The sequence below is a fragment of the Hymenobacter perfusus genome (assembly GCF_003944765.1).
Taxonomy (GTDB): Bacteria; Bacteroidota; Bacteroidia; order Cytophagales; family Hymenobacteraceae; genus Hymenobacter; species Hymenobacter perfusus.
In genome coordinates this window covers 181,303-203,085 of sequence record NZ_RWIU01000006.1, presented here as the reverse complement: position 1 = coordinate 203,085, position 21,783 = coordinate 181,303, and the positions used below count along the sequence as shown (strand labels likewise).

The following is a 21,783-nucleotide window of genomic DNA, read 5'->3' as shown; positions in this document are numbered from 1 at the left end:
AGAGGAAGAAATACAAAGGTAGCGGAAGGTGAAGTTGTGAAATGGTGAAGTTGTGAAATGGTTGGTAGTCGCAAACTGTGCGGAAGAAACGATTCACAATTTCACTCCAGTCATCACACTTTAAACCCGACGCGTTTGGGCCGCTGGCCATCGAAGTAGTGCAGGGCCAGCTTGTAGCTGTCGAGCTTGAAGCCGCTGATGCTGCCGATGCAGTTGCGGCCGAGGAGGCTTTTCTGGCGGAACTCCTCGCGGGCGTGCAGGTTGCTCAGGTGCACCTCCACCACGGGCGCGCCAATGGCGGCCACGGCATCGGCCAGGGCCACGCTGGTGTGGGTGTAGCCGCCGGCATTGAGCACAATGCCGTGGTAGCTGAAGCCCACCTCGTGCAGCTTATCGATCAGCTCGCCCTCGTGGTTGCTCTGGAAATATTCCAGCTCGAAGTTTGGGAAGGCTTCGCGCAGCTCAGGCAGGTATTCTTCAAAGGAGCGGGTGCCGTAGATGCCCGGCTCGCGTCGGCCCAGCAGGTTCAGGTTGGGGCCGTTGAGAAGGAGAATCTTCATGAGTTGGGGGAGAAGTAAGAAAGTAGGCTTTAGCTTGCGTAGTCGTTAGGGGCGGCCGGCGTGCGGTTTTGCACAAGTCGGCTACCGGCGGCGCAAGCTAAAGCATCCGCTACAATGTCCACTTGGTCTATTACCATCAAACAGTTTGCCGGTTATCTGCAGCTGGAAAAATCGTTGTCTTCGAACTCGGTGGAGGCCTACGTGCGCGACGTGGAAAAGCTGCGGCAGTACCTGGAGCTGGAGAAGCTGCCGGCCTCGCCCCAGCAGGTAACCACCCGCATTCTGCGCGACTTTCTGGCTTGGCTGGGCGGGCTGGGCATGGAGGCTACCTCGCAGGCCCGCACGCTGTCGGGCATCAAGGCCTTCTACCGCTACCTGATTATGGAGGACCTGCTGGCCATCGACCCCACCGATACGCTGGAAGCCCCCAAAACCGGCCGTAAGCTGCCCGATACGCTCAGCTACCCCGAAATTGAGCAGCTCCTCGGCGGCATCGACCTGAGCACGCCCGAGGGCACCCGCAACCGGGCTATGCTGGAAGTGCTCTACAGCTCGGGTCTGCGGGTAAGCGAGCTGACGGGCCTGCGCCTCTCCAACATCTACGCCGACCAGGGCTTTGTGCGCGTGACGGGCAAGGGCAATAAGGAGCGGCTGGTACCCATCGGGCGCGATGCCCTGAAGCACCTGGGCTTCTACCTGCAGGGCATCCGGGCCCACCTCGATATCAAGCCCGGCCACGAGGATACTGTGTTTCTGAACAACCGGGGCAGCGGGATTTCGCGGGTGTCGGTGTTTACCATCATCAAGGCCGCCGCCGAGAAGGCCGGGATTCGCAAGAGTATCAGTCCGCATACATTCCGCCACAGCTTTGCCACCCACCTCATTGAGGGCGGGGCCGATTTGCGGGCGGTGCAGGAAATGCTGGGCCACGAGAGCATCACGACCACCGAAATCTACACCCACCTGGATAGAGACTACCTGCGCCAAGTGATTACCGAGTTTCACCCGCGCAGCTAAACCGGAGCTGCCTATGAAACGCGCTAGGCTGATGCGCGCGCGGAATCCTCGTCGGTTTCCGTCTGACAGCTGCTGAGCCACTCTACCGCCTCAGCGGATTCTTCGAATACCTGGATTTCGAACTGCTGAAAAATCTGGTGCGCCGGGGTGGGCGTGTAGGTGGTGGCCAACGATTGAGCCTGGGCCACATGCGCCACAAAGCGCAGCCCGGCCTGGGCGGCGGCCGGCCCCCATTCGTGGGAAAGCCAGAACAAAGAGTCGAACCAAGGGCCTTCCAGCCGGCTGTTGTCGTTGAGCAGGTAGGCGCAGTGCAGCTGCCGCAGCATCTGCAGGCCGGCTAGGGCACCCTCCCGGGCCTGTTCGGGCCCCACAAAGCCCTGCCAGGTTACGCGCAGCCACTGCCGGTCGGTGTCGTAAATCAGTTGGCAGTAATCGGGGCTGCCGGGGGCGGAGAGGTACTGAGGCTGCATAGACATAAGGCTATATAAACGTAGTGCGTTAAACGGGTAAATGTTTCGGGAGGATGCCTGAGCCGGGCGAAAACCTATTTTTGCGCTTTCGCTGCTTCTCTTTATAGCTCATGCCCCAGGATTCCAAACTGCCCGCATCCTACTATCCATCCGTTGCTCCGGTGTGGTGGGCGGTGCTGGCGCTGCTGCTGCTGAGCCTGGTGTACGTGGCCCCGGCCGGCCGCACCTACATCCTCATCGACGATAACCTGGACACTGAACTGGCCGTGCCCTACGCGCTGGTGCAGGAAGGCAAAGCCCTGGATTACCGCCCCGGCACCGTAGTGGATCGGCTGCTGAACGGCTTGCCCCGCAACGCGTTGCGGCCGGGCCTGCAGCCGCTGGTGGGCCTGCTGGCCGTGCTGCCGCCACTGCCGGCCTATCTGCTGCACGAGCTGCTGGTGCGCCTGGCGGGGCTGGTGGGCATGTACCTGCTGCTGCGCCGGTACGGGCTGCCGGCTGCCCGTCATGCTCAGCTGTGCGCCGCGCTGGCGCTGGCCTGGGCCGTACTGCCGGGCTATACGACCTACGGGTTGTCAGTACTGGGACAGCCCTGGGTGCTGTGGGCGCTGCTGAACCTGCGCCGGGGGAGCGGCCGCTTATCTGATTGGCTGGTACTGGCGGGCTTTGCCTGCTGGTCGAGTTTGGTGCTGGCGGGCATGTTTGTGCTGGCGGCAGCAGGAATATGGCTGGCCTGGGACGCGTACCGCAACCGGCGGGTGGCATGGCGGCCGTTGGTGGGCCTGGCCGTACTGGCCGGGAGCTATCTGGTAGTGGAATACCCGCTGGTGTCTTCTTTGCTGAACCGGCAGTTCGTGCCGCACCGGTTGGAGTTCGATTATGCCCGGCTGGCTCCCGGTGGGGTAGGGGCGGGGCTGGCGGCGGCAGCCCGGTACTTCCTGCTGGGCCAGTACCACGCCGGTAGTTTTTTGCGGGCGGCCCCGCTGCTGGCCGCTGGCGCAGCGGCCTGGCTGCTGCCCACCAGTCCGGAACGCCAGCGGCTGGAGCGGCAACTGGGCACGGCGCTGCTGCTGTTGGCGGTCCTGGCGTTGTTCTGCGGCTTCTACCCGCAGTTGGTAGGGGCGGTGCAGCATGCGGTACCGCCGCTGCGCACCTTCAACCTGTCGCGCTTCCATTTCCTGACGCCGCTGGTATGGTTCGGGGTGTTGGTGCTGAGTCTGCGCCAGCTACCGGCCGGCCGGGCTACATGGGCGTTGGTGGCACTGCAGCTGCTCATCGGGCTGGGGATGAATACCGAGTGGACGCTGAACCTGCGCCGCCAGTTGGGCCGCCTGCCATCCTCCGAGCCCACGTATGCGGCCTTCGTGGCACCGGAGCTGTTCCGGCAGGTCCGGCTGGACATTGAGCAGCGCACCGGCCAGGCACCGGCCGCCTACCGCGTCGCCTGTCTGGGCCTGCCGCCCGCCGTGGCCACCCTCAACGACTTCTATACTCTCGACGCTTACCAGAATAATTATCCGCTGCCTTACAAGCACCAGTTCCGAGAGTTGATAGCCGCAGAGCTGACCAAAAGCCCCGAGTTGCGCACGTATTTCGACGCCTGGGGAAACCGGTGCTACCTGTTTTCGGCGGAGCTGGGCAAGAATTTTCGGGTGGCAGCGTTGCCGAAGCGTACAGTACAGCACTGGCACTGCAATGTTCCGGCCTTCCGCCGCATGGGCGGGCGCTACGTGCTGTCGGCGGTCCGGCTGGCCCGGCCGGAACAAACCGGCCTGCGCCTGTTCGGTCAGTATGCCGCTCCCAGGGACTACTGGCACTTATGGGTGTACGAAGTGGAAAAAAGCTGAGCTGGTGATTTGGCCGGTAGGAGGTTCAGCACATGCTGTCTGCGCTATTCGAGCGGTTGGCGCGCTAAATCACCGAATCACCAATCCACCCATTTTATCCCTAGATTTGGTCTTTGGCGTGTATTCTGATGGCTAAAAATACCTACAAGCAACAACCCAGCGCGGCCCCAAGTCGCACCAACGAGCCGCGCCCGGCCGCTGAGCCCCGCGCGACTCGCAACCAGTCGCGCCCGGTGGCCACGGAGCCCGTCCGCGAAACCCGCCGGAACGAGCCCCGCAGCGCCGGTGCCCCCAAAGTGCCCCGCAAACCGCTGAAACTGCCCGCCGTGAACTTCAACGGCCTGTTCAGCTTTGTGCGCGACCGACGGTTTCAGCTTTTTCTGGGTTTCTTCTTCCTCATCGGCTCCATTTACCTCACCATTGCCTTCATTTCCTTCCTGTTCACGGGCCACGCCGACCAAAGCGTGACCGAGAGTGTGGACCGCACTCCGCTTAAAGATGCGGGGCAGGAAACCGGTAACTGGCTGGGCCTGATTGGCGCAATGCTGGCCCAGCTACTCATTCAGAAGGGGTTTGGCGTGGCGGCTTTCGCGGCCATTCCCATCGTTTTCTTCCTGGGCTACAAAATCGTCTTCCGTCGCGCCGGGGTTTCGTTTACGTACATATTGGCTCTGTGCCTGTTTACCATGCTGTGGCTGAGTGTATTGCTGGGCTACGTGGTGCTTAGCATTCAGAGCCCGGACGCCGACCCCAGCCTGGCCCACAGCCTTGATTTTCTGTGCGGGGGAGTAGGGTACGAAACGGCCTTCTGGCTTGATAGCCTCATTGGCTGGGGTACGGTGCTGCTGCTGGCGTTCCTGCTGATTTCCTTCGTGGTGTTCTTTTTCAACGTTACCAGCCTCAACCTCAACCTGCGCCGCAGTGCCGGGGAGGAAGAAGACGAGGAGGAACTACTGCCGGCTCCGCTGGCGGCAGCTGGCTACGGCAATACCGCCCGCGCTGGCAGCATCCCGGCCCCCTGGGATGACGACGAGCCCGAAACCGAGCCGGAACCTGATGATTCTCTGGGTATCACCCTGAAACGGGTCGGCCCACTGGCTACGTCGCCTGTTCCGGAACCGGCCCCCGAGCCCGTACCCCAACGTACCGGCCCGGTAGCTTCCCCTGCTTTCACTGTAGCCACCGAAACGGCCGCTACGGTGGCCGCTGGGGGCTTGGCTGCCGCCGCTACGGCGGTGCCCATGAGTGTGGCTCCGGCCGTAGCGGCCGGAGCCGCCGCCGTGCCGGTAGTACCGGCCGCTGCCGGTCCCAGCTTCTCATTTGAAATGCCCGCCGCCGAGCCGCCGCGTTCGGCTGCTCCGGCCGCCACGGCCAGCGTGCCCACGCCGTTGTCGTTGGCCGATCTGGTGGACGACGGAACGCCGCTGCCGGCTCCGGCCGCGCCGGTGGTAGTGCAGCCGGTAGCCGTTGCGCCGGTCGTGACCGGGCTGTCGTTTGAAGTTGAGGATTCTACGACCACACCCGAGCTGGACCCCTCAGCCGGAGCCGATATGGCCGTTATTGCCGAGGAAGTAGAGGACGAGGAAGCCATGCCCACCGGCGAGTACGACCCCACCCTCGACCTGCCCCGCTACCAGTACCCCACCCTGGAGCTGCTCAACGACTACGGCGTGGCCAAAGCCCAGGTATCCAAGGAGGAGCTGGAGGCCAACAAGGACCGCATTGTGGAGACGCTGGGGCACTACGGCATCAACATTGCCAGCATCAAAGCTACCATCGGGCCTACCGTCACACTCTACGAAATCGTGCCCGACGCCGGGGTGCGCATCTCCAAAATCAAGAGCCTGGAAGACGATATTGCTTTGAGCTTGGCCGCGCTGGGAATCCGCATCATCGCGCCTATTCCGGGCAAGGGGACTATCGGTATTGAGGTGCCGAACACCAAGAAGGAGATGGTGAGCATCCGCTCGGTATTCAATACCGAGAAGTTCATCAGCACCGAAATGGACCTGCCCATTGCCTTCGGGCGCACCATTACCAATGAGGTATTCGTGGTGGATCTGGCCAAAATGCCCCACCTGCTGATGGCCGGGGCCACCGGTCAGGGTAAGTCGGTGGGCCTGAACGTGATTCTGGCGTCCCTCATCTACAAACGTCACCCCAGTCAGCTCAAGTTTGTGCTCGTCGACCCCAAGAAGGTGGAATTGAGCATCTTCAATAAGATTGAGCGCCACTTCCTGGCCAAGCTGCCCGATACCGAGGAGCCTATCATCACCGATACCAAGAAGGTGGTGAACACGCTCAACTCCCTGTGCATGGAGATGGACCGGCGCTACGATTTGCTCAAGGATGCCGGCTGCCGCAACCTGAAGGAGTACAACCGCAAGTTTGTGGAGCGCCGCCTCAACCCCAAGAAGGGCCACCGCTACATGCCCTTCATTGTGCTGGTGATTGACGAGCTGGCCGACCTGATGATGACGGCCGGCAAGGAAGTGGAAACGCCCATTGCCCGCCTCGCCCAGCTGGCCCGCGCCATCGGGATTCACCTGATTGTGGCTACCCAGCGCCCTTCGGTAAACGTCATTACCGGTATCATCAAGGCCAACTTTCCGTGCCGGATTTCCTTCAAAGTGACCAGCAAAATCGACTCCCGCACTATTCTCGATGCCGGCGGAGCCGACCAGCTCATTGGCCAGGGCGACATGCTTATTTCCCAGGGTTCTGATATCATCCGGGTGCAGTGCGCCTTCATCGATACGCCCGAAGTGGACCGCCTCTGCGACTTCGTGGGCGAGCAGCAGGGCTACCCCGACGCCTACCACCTGCCCGAAGTAGTGGGCGAAAGCGGCAGCGGCAACGGCGACCTGGAAGACATGGACCCCGCCCAGCGCGACGCCATGTTCGAGGAAGCAGCCCGCGTTATCGTTACGCACCAACAGGGTAGTACCTCGCTGCTGCAGCGCCGCCTGAAGCTGGGCTACAACCGCGCCGGCCGCCTCATCGACCAGTTGGAGCACGCCGGGATTGTGGGGCCGTTTGAGGGCAGCAAGGCCCGAGAGGTTTTAATTCCCGACGAGTACAGTTTGGAACAGTTGTTGAATAGCCTGCCCAAATAGAAACCGGGAGACGCAGAACTTAGGGCGTAGAATTTGTTCTGTTTTCAGCTGATTCCCGTTTAAACTTTACCTGAGTTCTGGGTTCTCAGATCTAAGCTCTCCCATCACCACCTCTTTCGCAATGAAAAAATACCTCGCCCTGCTCGCTTTTTCCGTGTCGCTGACCTCCGTCGCCACGGCTCAGCAGGACCCTAAGGCCGGCAAGATTCTGGATCAGATGAGTGCCAAGTATCAGGCCATGAAGGCCTTTAAGGCTACCTTCACCCAAACCCTGGAAAACGACGCGGCCAAGGTGAAGGAAAACCTGAGCGGCGATATCACGGTGAGCGGCCAGAAGTTCCGGCTGAAAATCAGTGGTCAGGAAGTCATCAACAACGGCCAGACCATGTGGACCTACATGAAGGCCGAGAATGAGGTGAACATCTCCGACTACGAACCCGAGGATCAGGAAATTTCGCCTTCCCAGATCTATACGCTCTACAAGAAAGGCTACAAGTACGCCTACGTGCAGGAGGCTAAGGAAGCCGGCGAAACGGTGGATATCATCGACCTTTCGCCCGAGGACCGCAACAACCCCGTGTACAAAGTGCGCCTAAAGGTGGGCCGTACCGATAAGGCCGTGAAAAGCTGGCAGATGTTCAAGAAGAACGGCAACCGCTACACCTACAAGATTAGCAAGTTTCAGCCCAACGTGCCGGTGGATGCCACCACCTTCAACTTCGACAAAGCCAAGTACAAAGGTGTGAAGGTGATTGACCTGCGTTAGCCTAAGCAACTGACACTATAGCCGGCCCGCTTCTACCTGATGGTGGAGGCGGGCCGGCTTGTTTTATAGCCGAAGTATTGAGTTATTAACACGGCAGTTCTTAGCCTTAGAACTGGATTGATTACGTGTATTATTTACCGCTATGCAAGAAGATTTTCTCCACTACGCCTGGCAGCACCAGTACTTCGATAAAACGGCGCTGCAAACCGAGGAAGGGCAGTCCGTTACCGTGCTGCGCCCCGGCCACCGCAACCCCGATGCCGGTCCCGATTTCCTGAACGCCCGGCTGCGGCTGGGTGAGGTGGAGTGGAACGGAGCCGTGGAAATTCACCTGCGCGCCTCCGACTGGCACCGCCACCACCACCAGACCGACCCCAAGTACGACCAGGTGATTCTGCATGTGGTGCATACGGCCGATGCGCCGGTGCAGCGCACCAATGGTTCCGTGATACCGGCCCTGGCCCTGGCTGCGCGGCTGCCGGCCGGCCTGCTGGCCGCCTACGAGCAGCTGCAGAACCAGCCAATGGAACGGCTGGTACCGTGCGCGCCGTTGCTGCTCCAGGTATCGGAGCTGACGCGAACCATGATGCTGGGCCGGGTGCTGCTGGAACGCGTGGAGCAGAAGGCCGACCGCCTGACCGAGCTGCATGCCCAGCTGGCCCACGACTGGGAGGCCACAGCCTGGCACGCCCTGGCCGCTGGTTTCGGCTTCCAGAAAAATACGGAGCCGATGAGCCGCCTAGCCAAAGTGGTTCCCTTGCCGCTGCTCCGCCGCCACCGCCACGATGCGCATCAGCTGGCGGCGCTGCTGCTGGGGCAGGCCGGCTTTCTGGAGGAAGAAGCGCCGGCGGATGAGTACAGCCGGCAGTTGCGCACCGAGTACGAGTTTCTGCGCCACAAATACAACCTGCACGGCACGGCCCTGGCTGCCCACGAGTGGAACTTTCTGCGGCTGCGGCCCGCTAATTTTCCCACGGTGCGCCTGGTGCAGCTGCTGGCGTTGCTGCACGCCCGTCCCACGCTCTTCGATGCCTTGCTGACTGCCCGCGACGTGCGGGCGCTGGAACAGTTCTTCAGTGCGCCGCTGCCAACTTACTGGCAAGCGCACACTCGGCCCGGTAAACCGGGTAAAGTGGCCCTGCTGGGCCGGAGCAGTGTGCATTTGCTCATTACCAACCTAGTGGTGCCGCTGCGGGTGGCCTACGCCCGCTCCCTGAGTAACCTGGAGCAGGTAGAAAACACCGTGAACATGCTCGACCAGCTGCCGCCCGAGCACAACCACCTCACGGATGCCTATAAGGCAGCCGGCTTCCGCAACGCTTCCGCCGCCGACTCGCAGGGGCTGCTGGCGTTGCAGCAAGGGTACTGTGCGCCGCGTCGGTGCGTGCAGTGCGGTATTGGGGCGGCGTTGCTGCGGCAGAAGTAGAAGGCCGGCGCAGTGGTTTGGTACCGCTACCTTTGCCGCGTCTGTAACCTGTTCCTGCCGTGCTGCCAAACGTTCTTCTTGCGTTCCTGCTCAACACCGGCCTGCTCTGGCTGCTGCTGCGGTGGCTGCCACGAATGCGCGTGTTGCCGGGAGTCGGGCGCTGGGTGCTGCCCACGTTGGGCCTCAAGGTACTGTCTACCGGGCTGTCGGTGCTGCTGCTGAGTGAGGATGCCAAGTACTTTCTGGTGTGGGCCGCCCGTCTGAGTCAGCAGCTCTGGCAGGCGCCGGAGCAGTGGCTGCCCATGCTCTTTACCGATGCCTTTGTGTGGGGCCGCTGGAAGCTGGTATTTCACGGCTTTTCCAATACGCTGTTCATTATCAAGCTGCTCTCCATTCTGAACCTGGCCAGTATGGGCAATGCGCTGTTGAATGGGCTGTACCTCTCGCTATTCAGCTTTGTGAGCGGCTGGGAGCTGGTGCGGCAGCTACGGCTGCGCTGGCCTGCGGCCGTGCCGGGAGCCGGCGTAGTAGCCTTTCTGCTCTGGCCCACGGTGGTGTACTGGACTTCCGGCCTCACCAAGGAAAGTTTGCTGGTGGGGAGCGGGGCGTTGGTGCTGGCCCTGGTAATGCAGCTGGGCTACGGTAGCCCCACCCGGCCCGTAGTTACCGTGCTGGTCTTGCTGGGCGCTTGTCTGCTACACTTCAAAATGCGCTACTTTTTTGCCGTGGTGCTGTTCGGGACGCTGGCCGGGCTGGCGCTGATTCGGGTGGCGCAGCAGCTGGGCACGGCCCGTAGTCGTGCGGCGCAGGTGGTTCTGTTGCTGGGGCTGCTGGCGGGTGGGGCCTGGGCCGCCAGTGAGGTCAGCCCGGTATTTCGGGCCAACAAATTCACCTCCCAGCTCCAGCGCAACTACTCTGATTTGCTCCGCACTTCCCGGCACCGGCCCCACCTGGAGTACCCGGCCTTGCAGCCTACTACCGCCAGTGTAGTGCGGCACGCACCGCTGGCGGTGGCCGGGGCGCTGGCCCGGCCCTGGCCCTGGGAAGGCGGCACCGGCCTCTACGTGGTGGCCGGCCTGGAAAACCTGGGGCTGCTGGCGGTGCTGGTGCTGGCGGCGGTGGCCGTGGTGCGCGGCCGGCCCGGCCACTTGCCGTTTGCGCTGGTGCTGGCTTTGCTGGTGTATTGCCTGGTTTTGGCGGCCCTGCTGGGGCTTACTACTCCCAACCTGGGTACGCTGAACCGGTACCGCATTACGTTTCTGCCGTTTCTGCTGCTACTGGCGCTCCAGAACGATTACGCCGCCCGCCTGCTCCGGCGACTGGGACTATGAAGGGCCGCCGGGGCCGGAACAAAGCCGGTGTGGGCAACCACCCGGTAACCCGTATCTTTGCGGCTGATTTTTGGAAAACTCACCGGCCGTCTGATGGCCGCTTCTTACTAGCAATGGAAAACCCCGTAATCATCCTAGGCGCGCAGGCCGTTGGCACCGCCGCCCTCGATGCCTTTCAAAGCAACGACGTGGTAGTGTACTGCCTGCTCGACGACAAAGTGGAACTGCAGAACACCGAGCTGAACGACGTGCCCGTGATGGGCAATACCGACGATAAGGAGCTACTGAAGCTGCTGGGCAAGAAGTGCGAGGTATTCGTCGCCACCGAGGATACGGCCAGCCGCCGCAGCCTCACCAACATGCTGCGTGAGGAGTATACCGTAGCCCCCGTAAACGCCATCCACCAGCGCGCCAGCGTTTCGGCGCACGCTTGGCTGGGCCACGGCAACCTTATCGGGGCCAACGCCGTGGTGGCCGGTACCGCCAAACTCGGCGACGGCTGCATTGTGGGACCCAACGCCGTGCTGGACGTGAAAGTAGAAGTGGGCGACTACGCGCAGCTCGGGGCCGGGGTCATCCTCAACGCCGATGTGCAGGTGGGTGAGCTGGCCTTCATCGGGGCTGGCGCCGTGGTGGTGGCCGGCGTTAAAATCGGGGCCAAAGCCCGCGTCGGGGCCGGTTCGGTCGTGGTGGCCGACGTGCCCGCCAACCAGACCGTGTTCGGCAACCCGGCGGCTAAGGTTTAGAGCCAAGAACTTAGCATTGAGAACTCAGCCCTCTTACAGGTGTCTGAGTTCTCAATGCTAACATCTAACTTCTATAAAAGCATGGACTACCTCGTTCTACTGTACTACTGCTACACGCCCATCGAGAATCCGGAGCAATTCCGGGAGGAGCATCATCGGCTGTGCCTGGGGCTGAACCTGCTGGGCCGCATTATTGTGGCTGCTGAGGGGCTGAACGGTACCGTTTCGGGCCGCCGTGAGGACTGCGAAGAGTATATGCTCCTGATAAAAGCCGATCCGCGCTTTGCCGCGCTGGAGTTCAAGGTGGAGGAAGCCCCGGCGCATACTTTTCAGAAGCTGCACGTACGCGTGAAAGCGGAAATCGTGCACGTGGGGCTACCGCACATCAAGCCTTACGAGCGGACCGGCATTCACCTGTCGCCCACCGAGTTCCGCGACCTGAAAAACCAGGACGACGTGGTGGTGCTCGACGTGCGCTCCGACTACGAGCATAGCCTTGGCCGCTTCAAAAATGCTGTAACGCTGGACATCGAGAATTTCCGCGAGTTTCCGGAGAAGGTGCAGGAGCTGGAGCAGTACCGGGGCAAGAAAATCCTGACCTACTGCACCGGCGGCATCAAGTGCGAAAAAGCCTCTGCCTTTTTGCTGGAACAGGGTTTTGAGGATGTGTACCAGCTGCACGGCGGCATCATCAAGTACGGACTGGAAGCCGGCGGCGAGGATTTCGACGGCAAGTGCTACGTGTTCGACGGCCGCGTGGCGGTGGAGGTGAATAGCGTCAACCCCACCATCATCAGCCAGTGCCACCACTGCCGCACGCCATCCGACCGGATGGTGAACTGTGCCAACCCGCACTGCAACGCCCACGTACCGCTTTGCGAAGCCTGCGGCCAGCAACTGGAAGGCGCCTGTTCTCCCACCTGCCAGACCCACCCCGACAAACGCCCCTACGACGGTACCGGCAATTACCCCAAAATCAGCAACCACTACAGCCCCGAGCAGGGGCTTATTTCCTACCGCGCCCCGGCGAGGTAGTTGAGAAGTTGAAAAGGTAAAAAGTCAGAAAGTACCGTTTCGGAGTGCCACGCCACTTCGGGCTGGTGCTTTTCTGATTTTTGCCTGTTTTCAACTTCCCGCCCACTTTTCCACTTCCCACCTTTCTAACTTCTTCCCATGCCCATTGCTGAATCGGAACTGATCCTGAATAAGGACGGAAGCATCTACCACCTGAACCTGCAGCCCGACCATATTTCTGACACCATCATCACCGTGGGCGACCCGGATCGGGTGCCTTCCGTGAGCCAGCACTTCGATTCCATCGAAACCCAGATTCACAAGCGCGAATTTGTAACGCACGTGGGCTACTACAAGGGCAAGCGCATCACCGTTATCAGCACCGGCATGGGTACCGATAACATTGACATTCTGATGAATGAGCTGGATGCGCTGGTAAACGTTGACCTCGTAACGCGGGAGCCCCGGCCGCTGGAGGAGCGCATTAACCTGCGCATTATTCGGGTGGGCACCAGCGGTTCGTTACAGGCCGATATTCCGGTGGGCTCCCTGCTGGCTTCGGAACACGCCGTGGGGCTCGATTCGCTGATGCAGTTTTACCCGCTGGTGGAAACTGGCCTGGAAGTAGAAGTGGCAACCGGCATCCAGCAGGCCCTGCAGCTCGATTATCGTCCGTACTGCGTGCGCGGCTCCGATTTGCTGCGCGAGCAGATTGGGTTTGATATGGTGATGGGCAACACGCTCACCTGCCCCGGTTTCTACGGGCCCCAGGGCCGCGTGCTGCGTCTTGATCTGCGCCTGCCCACTCTGATTCAGCAGTTCCAGCAGTTCCGCTACCAGAGTGCGGAGGGCGAGTTCCGGCTCACCAACTTCGAGATGGAAACGGCCGGCTATTACGCCCTGGGCCGCATGCTGGGCCACGAAGTACTCTCGCTGAACGCCATTGTGGCCAACCGCGCCACCGGCGAATTCGCCACCAATTCCGATGAAGTCGTCAACACCCTCATCCAGAAAACCCTGGACCGCATCTAAATCACGGATTTTCTCGGATTGCGGCGGATTTATCGGATTTTGTGGACGATTAATCTACTGTGGTTTTCACTAAGTGTATAAAGCAAAACAGCTTGCCGAAAGGCAAGCTGTTTTGCTTTAACGGATTACAGAAATGCGAACGGTATCGTCCACAAAATCCGATGAATCCGCCGCAATCCACAAAAATCCGTGATTAGTAGAAGTCGAAGCCGACCACGGCCCGCAGGGGCAGGGCAATGCCGGATTTGAGGGTAAGGTATTCCTCGTGGGTTGCCCAGATGGTGGTGTACACGCGCTTGGTATGGCCGTCGGCGGTCTGGAAATAGACGTCCAGCTTGCCGTGGTAGGCGTTGCCGAGCGTGGAGGCCCGCTCTGCATCGAAACGGCGGCGTTTGATGGCAAGTGGATCGGTGAGTACATCCTCGGCGGCAAAATGCAGCGTTGGAATCAGTTCCTTCTCGATGGTTTCGATGGAAGCATCCGTCGGTTTGAGCTCGGGTATCATGGTCTAGTCGGGAAAAGGTGGCGGCGGAATCTGCAGCCAACTGCAACGTGGGAAATGCCAGATGGGGAAATGATGAAGCGCTGGCAGCCGCCAGCTACTACACCGGCTGCATACACTACTGCGGGTTTACGCAAATATTCTGGCAGAAGTCTACCCATAACCGTGCCCGGTTCGCTGTTTTAATGTTTCTCAGCCAGCAGCAGCCAGATACTGTGGAAGTTAAACAACAGTCAGGCCACCCCATTAATTTACAGAATTTCGGCCAGAAACGCCATGGTATCCACCCCGTCGGCGTAATCCGTTACGGCGGGCTGCTGGGCGCGGCCGAAGGGAAAACTGCCCGGGTACAGCCCACCGCCCGACACCAGGCATTGCGTCTGGGCGGCCACGTCGGTGAGCTGGTCGAGCAGGTCCACCTCGCTGGTGTAAGCGGCGTGGTGCAGCACTGAAATCGGGGATACGAGCTGGACGCCGGGCGTCAGCAGCAGAAAGCCCGAATCGAGGTGGGGCACGCGGTTGACCAGCAGAATGCTCTTGTTGTAGTCGTAGTTGTTCTGGTAGCGGTTGTGCTCCAGCACGTGGTGCCAGGGTTGCAGGGCATCGAGCAGCGGCGTGAAATCGTAGTCCGTGGGCACGTAGAGCTTGCTCACGTTGCGGCAGCCCAGGCCGTAGTACCGGAAAATATCCTCGCCCAGCAGGCCCAGGTCGTGGTCGGTTTCGCGGCCGGTGAGTACGGCCAGGCTGGTGCGGTTGCGACGGATGATGTTGGGTTTCCTGCCGAAATAATACTCAAAGTAGCGGGCCGTATTATCGGAGCCGGTGGCAATGAAGGCATCGGCCGCGTTGAGGCGGTCGGCCAGCTCAATCCGGTTGGCGAAGCGGGGTTCCAGGCGCGTCAGCTCGTCGAGCACCCAGCGCATGAGCACCGTGTCGTCTTTGCTGAGCTTGGCCAGCAACAGGTGGCCCGAGAGCAGCACGCACAGCGCATCGTGGAAGCCCACCAGCGGAATGTTGCCGGCCATGACCAACCCAATCAGGCGCGGAGTGGTGGGTTCCGGGGGGTAACGGGCGGCCCAGGCACGCAGCGCTTCTTCCTGCAGCAGGTGGGCAATGCCGCGCAGGGCTACCAGCACGTTGGGGCGGTCGAACCAGTTATTCTGGTTGCGGGCGCGGGCGGCCAGTTCGGTCAGCTCCTCGGCGTGGTCAGCGGAAACCAGTGCCGAAAGGCGCTGGCCCAGGGCTACGAAAGCGGCAAGGCGGTCGGCGTGAAGCATAGGAGCGGGTGCGGGATGAAAGCCGGAAAGCAGAAAAACAAAATCAGAGCGGCGAAATTACTCAACTGTGTACGGCTTATTCCTAATTTTGCCCGGCCGCATCCCGCTTCGGCTGGTGTGCGTACTCTCTCTGATTCGATTTTCTACTTTTTAACGACGACCGAGGCTATGGCCATCATGATAACCGACGAGTGCATCAACTGTGGTGCCTGCGAACCGGAGTGCCCGAATACGGCCATTTACGAAGGCGGCGCAGCCTGGCGCTGGGCCGATGGCACCAGCCTGAAAGATGTGCAGCAGGATGGGGGCAAAGTGGTGTCGGGCGTAGCGCCGCAAACGCCCGTTTCCGATGAGTACTACTACATCGTATCGGATAAGTGCACCGAGTGCGTGGGTTTCCACGAGGAGCCCCAGTGCGCCGCCGTCTGCCCCGTAGACTGCTGCGTGGACGACCCCGACTACCGCGAGTCGCAGGACAAGCTGCTCAGCAAAAAGCAGTGGCTGCATCAGGAAGCCTAACGCACGGATTTTTGCGGATTAAGACGGATTCTTCGAATTTCGTGGTTTCCATCAACCAATAAAAAAGCCTCCCGACAAGGAGGCTTTTTTTATTGGTTGCTTACCGCTCGGCAGTGGGATTCTTGTCCGCAGCAGGGCAGCCAAACCTGGTGCGCTCCACTTCGGACCTTGTGCGGCCGAATCAGGAGCCGAAACGCAGTGTGCGGCCGGCAGCCTGCTCCTGGGCCAGCAGAGCCAGAAACTCCTGGCGGCTGACTTCCTCGGCCCCGAGGGCGGTCAGGTGGGGCGTCAGCTGCTGAATATCGAGCAGGCCCGCGCCCTGCTCTAGCAGCGTGTCGGTGAGGGCCAGCAGGGCCAGCTTGGAGGCGTTGGGGCGGAGGTGGAACATACTTTCGCCGGCAAATACGCCCCGCACCGCCACGCCGTAGAGGCCGCCCACCAGCGCAGGGCCGTCCCACACCTCCACGCTGTGGGCGTAGCCAGCCTGGTGCAAAGCCGTGTAGCCGCGCAGCAACTGGGGCGTAATCCAGGTGCCGTCCTGGCCGGGGCGGGGCTGCTGCCGGCAGGCGCGCATCACCGGCTCAAACGCCTCGTTGAAGCTGATGCGCCAGGTAGACTGCCGTTGCACCCGCGCCAGCGTGCGGCCCACGTGCAGGCGCTCCAGCCGCAGGATACCGCGCCGGGGCGGGCAGAACCAGGGTAGCACCGGCCACTCCGGTACCGGCCACGGAAAGATGCCGCGACTGTACGCCGCCACCAGATTTTCAACGGAAGCCGCCCCGCCCGCCAGCACCAGGCCTTCCAGCGAGTCGTCGGCGGCCGCGTCGGGGTCGGCGGGGAAGGGCAGGAGCATCAGGTGCCGCAGTTGAAATACTTGTCGTAAGCCGATTCGGGGATGAGGCGGAACTGGCTCAGGAGCTTGATGGGCCACTTCAGCAGCCGGATCAGCTCGTAGTTGTTGGGGTAGGAGCGGAACGTAGTGGGCGGCGTAGCCACAATCTGGTCGAACTCCGCCCGGGTGAGGCCCAGGCGCTTGATGCACAGCTCGATAACCTTCTGATCCTCGATTTTATTGACGTGCTGCACCCGTTCCAGAGCTACCGGGCGCGGCATCTGGCCCGAGCGGACCAGGGCCGAGTAGTTGAACAAACGCCGGTCGATGTTAAACTTGGTGCGGTTGAGGTAGTAGATGACGCTCTGGTACAAATCGTCGAAATAGTGTGCCCCGGGGTTCACCCAGTCCAGCTCCCGCTCCAGCAATTGGTCCACGTCGGCGCGCACGTAGTCGACGTGATAGAGCAGGGTTACGGTTTTGATGCGGCGGATGAAGGCGTAGTAGAACATTTCCTTGATATCCAGGTGGAAGCCCGGGTCGGCGGGCTTCCAGGGCCGCAGCGGCACCGTGCCGAACTGCTTATGCACGGCCTTCAGGTACTTGCCATCGAGGTAGTTCCAGCTCAGCGGGGCAATTCCCTCGGTGCGGAACGACTGCCCGATGACAATGCGTTGAATGCCTTCCTTAGCCGCCACGCCGTACAGGGCCGTGGCAATACCTACGTCGGTGCCTTCCTCCATATCGGGCACGGAGGCTTTCAGGAAGGCGATTTTGAGGTCTTTCGATTCGCGCCAGTCGGAGGTGATGGTGCGCATTTCCACGCCCAGCTTGCGGCAGGCCTTGGTCATGTTTTCGCCGGCTACGGGGTTGCCGAAGCCGTCGTTGAAATGCACGGCCAGTGGGCGCAGTCCCAGCTTTACTACGCAGTACCACAGTGTAAACGATGAGTCGCGGCCGCCACTCACGCCCAGTACGCAGTCGTATTTTTTGCCCTCACCGGTTTTTCTGATGTCGGCCACCATTTCCTGCACGTGGCGGGCGCCGGCCTCTCCCAGCGGAAAAGCGCGGTCCATCTTATCGTGCAACGCACAGAAATTACATTCGCCCGCGGCGTCGAACTGAATACCGGGCACGGTGGTATCCATGATGCAGCGCGTACATTGTCGGTAGGTGTTGGTCATGTGGTTGGGAACGAGTGCAGTCCGATGCGGGCACCGGAAAAACGGCGCGGGTTGTGACGCGCCAGAGTAAAACGAAAATATCAGGCGCTACGCAGGCAGCTTGTCGAAAGCAAAGCCTTTCCGCTGCAGCATCTGGCCAATCTGGGTGCCCTGCTCGGGGCGCACGGGCCGGGGCAGGTCGGCCACTACCAAGTCGCCGGCAAACTCGTTGAACGTACCCTGCGCCCGGATGCCGCTGGCATCCACGGCCAAAGAGCAGCCCACGCTTTTCTTGCCCTCGTACGGGCCGCCCACAATGTAGCCCACCGAGGTAGTGCCTACAACAGATACGTTATAGAGCTGGGCCAGAATGGAATACGGCTTCACCCACTTCTCGCGGTAGGGGTCGTGCTCCTCCGTAATGGAGTAATCCACCGTCCAGGACGAAGGCGAGAGGATGAACTCGGCCCCCATGCGGGCCAGCGTGTGCCCGATGGGCAGGCCGTCAAGGAAGTTATCGGCGCAGATATTCACCCCGATTTTTCCCAGGGGTGTATCCACCACGTTCAGTGTCTGGCCTACCGCATAAAACGGTAACTCTACTTCCAGGAGGTTGATTTTGTGGTATTTGCAGATGATTTTGCCCTGCGGGTTGATGAGGATAGCGGCGTTATAGTTGCGGCCATCGGGGGCGCGCTCCGTGAGGCCGGCGCAGAGGTAGAGGTTGTGGCGCAGGGCCGCCTGGCAGAGCCGGTCGGAGTAGGGACCGGGAATGGGCTGGGCCTCGGTGAGGGCGCTGGGGTGCGTCCAGGCAAAGTCCAGGGTTTCGGGCAGCAGCACTACGTCGCACTGGCGGGCAGCGGCTTCGGCAATCATGCGTTCAGCTCGCTCCAGATTGCGCTCTGGCTCACCGCCTTCCACCAGCAGCTGGCCCATTCCTATTCGTACGGAGCTGGTAAACGTAGGGATAACAGGGGTGGGGGTAGGCGGCGGGGCTGCCGGAGTCGGGACCCCGCCGGCCAAAGGTTTGCGGAAGGAGAAAAGAGCCATGTAGGGGCGTCAGCTACGAGATGAAGAAGGTACAGAAAAGGGAAAGTACCGGGTGGGAGGCAGCGGATAAGGAGCAGAACGATGGTCTAGCTTCAAAAATACGGAAAGTGGTTCTATGAAAAGGGGGAAACGCTGAAAATCCGGATAAATACCGCCAAAAAGGAGTGCCCGGGGCGAGTGAATCAGTTTCGGAGGTGAGTATCACCATATTTCCGGCCCCCGCCCGAAATGCCTACTTTTGTGCCCGTATCTGAACAGACTTTCCCGCCGATGTCCATCGCCAAAACTTATACTCCCGCCGACGTTGAAGCCAAATGGTACCAGCGCTGGCAGGAGCAGGGCTTCTTCAAAGCCAAAGCCAACCCCCGTAAGCAGCCCTACACCGTGGTAATTCCGCCGCCCAACGTGACGGGCGTGCTGCACATGGGCCACATGCTCAACAATACCATTCAGGACGTGCTGGTGCGCCGGGCCCGCATGCAGGGCAAGGAAGCCTGCTGGGTGCCCGGCACCGACCACGCCTCCATTGCCACCGAAGCCAAGGTAGTGGCGCTGCTCAAGGAGCAGGGCATCGAGAAGAAGGACCTGACCCGGGACCAGTTTCTGGAGCACGCCTTCGCCTGGAAGGAGAAGTACGGCGGCATCATTCTGGAGCAGCTCAAGCAGCTGGGCGCTTCCTGCGACTGGGACCGGACGCGCTTCACCATGGAGCCTGAGCTGACTGAGGCCGTGTTGCGCGTGTTCGTGGACCTGCACCAGAAGGGACTCGTGTACCGCGGCATCCGCATGGTGAACTGGGACCCGCTGGGCCAGACGGCGTTGTCTGATGAGGAAGTGATTCCCAAGGACGTCATGGCCAAGATGTACCATTTGCGCTACGAAGTGGTAGGGCAGGAGGGCCAGTTCCTGACCGTGGCTACGTCGCGACCCGAAACAATCATGGCCGACGTGGCCGTGGCGGTGAACCCGAACGACCCGCGCTACACGCACCTGCACGGCGCGAAAGTGCGGATTCCGCTGCTGGGCCGCGACATTCCGGTGATTCTGGATGAATACGTGAGCATTGATTTCGGCACCGGCGCGCTGAAGGTGACCCCGGCCCACGACCTGAACGACTACGAGCTGGGCGTGAAGCACAACCTGCCCGTTATCGACATCCTGAACAACGACGGCTCGCTCAACGAGAAGGCGGTGCTGTACGTGGGCCAAGACCGGTTTGCGGCCCGCCGCAACATCGTGAAGGACCTGGAGGAAGCCGGCCACCTGGTAAAGGTGGAGGAGTACGCCAGCATCGTGCAGACCTCCGAGCGCACCAAGGCCGTCATTGAGCCCCGCCTGAGCTTGCAGTGGTTCCTGAAAATGGAGCACCTGGCCAAGCCGGCCCTGGAGGTGGTGGAAAACGACACCGTGAAGCTGCACCCGGCCAAGTTCAAGAACACCTACCGGGTGTGGATGGAGAACGTGCGCGACTGGTGCATCTCGCGGCAGCTGTGGTGGGGCCAGCAGATTCCGGCCTACTACCTGCCCGACGGCACCTACGTGGTGGCCCTCACCGCCGAAGAAGCCCTGATCCAGGCCCGCGAGCAGAGCGGCAACGTCGAGTTGCAGCTCTCGGATCTGCGCCAGGACGAGGACGTGCTGGATACCTGGTTTTCGTCGTGGCTGTGGCCGATTTCGGTGTTTGACGGCTTTAAGGACCCCGATAATGCCGACGTCAACTACTTCTACCCCACCAACGACCTGGTGACGGGGCCGGACATCCTGTTTTTCTGGGTGGCCCGCATGATTATGGCCGGGCTGGAATTCCGCAAGGAAGTGCCCTTCCGCAACGTGTACCTGACCGGCATTGTGCGCGACGCCCAGGGCCGCAAGATGAGCAAGCAGCTCGGCAACTCGCCCGATCCGCTGGACCTCATCAAGCAGTTCGGGGCCGATGGCGTGCGCACCGGCATGCTGTTCTCGGCCCCGGCTGGCAACGACTTGCTCTACGACGAAAAGCTGGTGGAGCAGGGCCGCAACTTCTCCAACAAGCTCTGGAACGCCTTCCGCCTCACCCAGGGCTGGGAGGTGGATGCCGCGCTGCCCTTCCCCAACGAGAAGGCCGTGGAGTGGTTCGGCGCTAAGCTGAATGCCACCATTGCGGAGCTGGACGAGCACTTCGAGAAGTTCCGGATGAGCGACGCGCTGATGACGGTGTACAAGCTGGTGTGGGACGATTTCTGCTCCGAGTATCTGGAGATGATCAAGCCCGCCTACCAGGCCCCCATCGACCCCGAAACGCTGCGCCTGACCACCGGTTTCCTCGAAACCCTGCTCAAGCTGCTGCACCCGTTCATGCCCTTCATTACGGAGGAAATCTGGCACGAGCTGAAGGAGCGCGGCCCTAAGGAGTACGTGTGCGTGGCCGCCTGGCCCAAGGCCCAGCCTGTAGCGGGCGCCGCCGAGGTGCTGGCCCGCATGGAAAAGGCGCTGGCCATTGTGGGCGGCGTGCGCACCATCCGCAACCAGAAGGGCCTGGGCCCCAACAAGCCCCTGACCCTGGCCGCCAAAACTGACGACACCCAGCTGCTGACCGACTACGATCCCATCATCCGCAAGCTGGCCGCCCTCACCGACGTATCGGTGGTGACGGAAGCGCCGGCCGCTTCGGTGGGCTTCGTAGCGGGCGGCTCGGAGTTCTTCGTGCCGCTGGAAGGTCAGATTGACCTCGGGGCCGAGAAAGAGCGCCTCAGCAAGGAGCTGGAATACGCCCAGGGCTTCCGCGACTCGGTGCTGAAAAAGCTGGCCAACGAAAAGTTCGTGGCCAACGCCAAGCCCGACCTGGTAGAGCGCGAGCGGCAGAAGCTGGCCGACACTGAAGCCAAAATCACGGCCCTGGAGCAAAGCCTGGCGGCGCTGTAAACCTGACGCCGGGCTGCCTTCCAAACCGCGGGGAGAAGGTTTTCACGTGAAGTCCTGCCTTCCAAACTGCGGGGCGGCGGTTTTCACGCGAAAGATGGCCTCCCCATTATCGGGGAGGCCATCTTTCGCGTGAAGAAGGGCACGGCCATTCTTTCACCCACTCGCCGCCGCTCTTCGCAAATTCCCCGTTTCTTTAGCGCATCCATTTCACTTG

Annotated in this window: 18 protein-coding genes; 11 read left to right on the top strand and 7 right to left on the bottom strand. The window is 61.3% G+C overall.

The genetic code is table 11. The annotated features are described in order from the left end of the window. Positions 1 to 113: 113 nt before the first annotated feature. The gene (aroQ, locus tag EI293_RS17545) at positions 114 to 560 is read right to left on the bottom strand and encodes a type II 3-dehydroquinate dehydratase (protein WP_125439850.1); all 447 of its coding nucleotides are present in this window, start codon (positions 558 to 560) and stop codon (positions 114 to 116) included. Positions 561 to 674: 114 nt separating this feature from the next. Here aroQ and xerD point away from each other — a divergent pair, with 114 nt between their 5' ends. After that, a complete protein-coding gene (xerD, locus tag EI293_RS17540) occupies positions 675 to 1,577 on the top strand; it encodes a site-specific tyrosine recombinase XerD (protein WP_125439849.1) in 903 nt (300 codons plus the stop codon). A gap of 23 nt (positions 1,578 to 1,600) precedes the next feature. Here the strand turns inward: xerD and EI293_RS17535 are convergent, their stop codons facing one another. Next, complete coding sequence (locus EI293_RS17535; RefSeq protein ID WP_125439848.1) at positions 1,601 to 2,053, bottom strand: hypothetical protein; 453 nt, start codon at positions 2,051 to 2,053, stop codon at positions 1,601 to 1,603. A 104-nt stretch (positions 2,054 to 2,157) separates the two neighbouring features. On the opposite strand from EI293_RS17535, the gene EI293_RS17530 reads away from it, so the two are divergent. The 8 genes from EI293_RS17530 to EI293_RS17495 all read left to right on the top strand — a co-directional run bounded on the left by EI293_RS17530 (position 2,158) and on the right by EI293_RS17495 (position 13,325). Further along, on the top strand, positions 2,158 to 3,894 hold the full coding sequence (locus tag EI293_RS17530; protein WP_125439847.1) for a DUF6044 family protein: 1,737 nt from the start codon (positions 2,158 to 2,160) through the stop codon (positions 3,892 to 3,894). 128 nt (positions 3,895 to 4,022) lie between these two features. Then, positions 4,023 to 7,010 carry an FtsK/SpoIIIE family DNA translocase gene (locus EI293_RS17525; RefSeq protein ID WP_125439846.1) on the top strand — a complete coding sequence of 996 codons (2,988 nt, stop codon included), beginning with the start codon at positions 4,023 to 4,025 and terminating at the stop codon, positions 7,008 to 7,010. A 121-nt stretch (positions 7,011 to 7,131) separates the two neighbouring features. Next, positions 7,132 to 7,776: a LolA family protein gene (locus tag EI293_RS17520; RefSeq protein WP_125439845.1), complete on the top strand. Its 645-nt coding sequence runs from the start codon at positions 7,132 to 7,134 to the stop codon at positions 7,774 to 7,776. A gap of 142 nt (positions 7,777 to 7,918) precedes the next feature. Then, the gene (locus EI293_RS17515; protein ID WP_125439844.1) at positions 7,919 to 9,202 is read left to right on the top strand and encodes a DUF2851 family protein; all 1,284 of its coding nucleotides are present in this window, start codon (positions 7,919 to 7,921) and stop codon (positions 9,200 to 9,202) included. Between the two features lie 59 nt (positions 9,203 to 9,261). Next, complete coding sequence (locus tag EI293_RS17510) at positions 9,262 to 10,533, top strand: hypothetical protein (RefSeq protein ID WP_125439843.1); 1,272 nt, start codon at positions 9,262 to 9,264, stop codon at positions 10,531 to 10,533. Positions 10,534 to 10,646: 113 nt separating this feature from the next. Beyond that, positions 10,647 to 11,279: a NeuD/PglB/VioB family sugar acetyltransferase gene (locus EI293_RS17505; RefSeq protein WP_125439842.1), complete on the top strand. Its 633-nt coding sequence runs from the start codon at positions 10,647 to 10,649 to the stop codon at positions 11,277 to 11,279. Positions 11,280 to 11,360: 81 nt separating this feature from the next. Beyond that, positions 11,361 to 12,314: an oxygen-dependent tRNA uridine(34) hydroxylase TrhO gene (gene trhO, locus EI293_RS17500; protein WP_125439841.1), complete on the top strand. Its 954-nt coding sequence runs from the start codon at positions 11,361 to 11,363 to the stop codon at positions 12,312 to 12,314. Positions 12,315 to 12,452: 138 nt separating this feature from the next. After that, the gene (locus EI293_RS17495; RefSeq protein WP_125439840.1) at positions 12,453 to 13,325 is read left to right on the top strand and encodes a nucleoside phosphorylase; all 873 of its coding nucleotides are present in this window, start codon (positions 12,453 to 12,455) and stop codon (positions 13,323 to 13,325) included. 193 nt (positions 13,326 to 13,518) lie between these two features. On the opposite strand, the gene EI293_RS17490 is transcribed toward EI293_RS17495, so the two are convergent. Both EI293_RS17490 and EI293_RS17485 read right to left on the bottom strand, forming a co-directional pair. Further along, positions 13,519 to 13,830, bottom strand: a complete 312-nt coding sequence (locus EI293_RS17490; RefSeq protein ID WP_125439839.1) for a hypothetical protein — start codon at positions 13,828 to 13,830, stop codon at positions 13,519 to 13,521. 248 nt (positions 13,831 to 14,078) lie between these two features. After that, positions 14,079 to 15,104 (bottom strand): acyl-CoA reductase, encoded by a 1,026-nt coding sequence (locus EI293_RS17485; RefSeq protein WP_125439838.1) that lies wholly within the window; start codon positions 15,102 to 15,104, stop codon positions 14,079 to 14,081. A 168-nt stretch (positions 15,105 to 15,272) separates the two neighbouring features. Between EI293_RS17485 and EI293_RS17480 the strand changes: the two genes are divergently transcribed. Then, positions 15,273 to 15,623, top strand: coding sequence for a 4Fe-4S dicluster domain-containing protein (locus tag EI293_RS17480; RefSeq protein ID WP_044001890.1), 351 nt, complete (start codon positions 15,273 to 15,275; stop codon positions 15,621 to 15,623). A 181-nt stretch (positions 15,624 to 15,804) separates the two neighbouring features. Here EI293_RS17480 and aat read toward each other — a convergent pair whose 3' ends face one another. The 3 genes from aat to EI293_RS17465 form a co-directional block, all read right to left on the bottom strand. Beyond that, the gene (gene aat, locus EI293_RS17475; protein WP_125439837.1) at positions 15,805 to 16,476 is read right to left on the bottom strand and encodes a leucyl/phenylalanyl-tRNA--protein transferase; all 672 of its coding nucleotides are present in this window, start codon (positions 16,474 to 16,476) and stop codon (positions 15,805 to 15,807) included. Beyond that, positions 16,476 to 17,639 (bottom strand): N-acetyl sugar amidotransferase, encoded by a 1,164-nt coding sequence (locus EI293_RS17470; protein ID WP_125439836.1) that lies wholly within the window; start codon positions 17,637 to 17,639, stop codon positions 16,476 to 16,478. Before EI293_RS17470 ends, aat begins: the two co-directional genes overlap by 1 nt. An 87-nt stretch (positions 17,640 to 17,726) precedes the next feature. Then, the gene (locus EI293_RS17465) at positions 17,727 to 18,668 is read right to left on the bottom strand and encodes a carbon-nitrogen hydrolase family protein (RefSeq protein ID WP_125439835.1); all 942 of its coding nucleotides are present in this window, start codon (positions 18,666 to 18,668) and stop codon (positions 17,727 to 17,729) included. A gap of 270 nt (positions 18,669 to 18,938) precedes the next feature. Between EI293_RS17465 and EI293_RS17460 the strand changes: the two genes are divergently transcribed. Beyond that, complete coding sequence (locus tag EI293_RS17460; protein WP_125439834.1) at positions 18,939 to 21,569, top strand: valine--tRNA ligase; 2,631 nt, start codon at positions 18,939 to 18,941, stop codon at positions 21,567 to 21,569. Positions 21,570 to 21,783 lie beyond the last annotated feature (214 nt).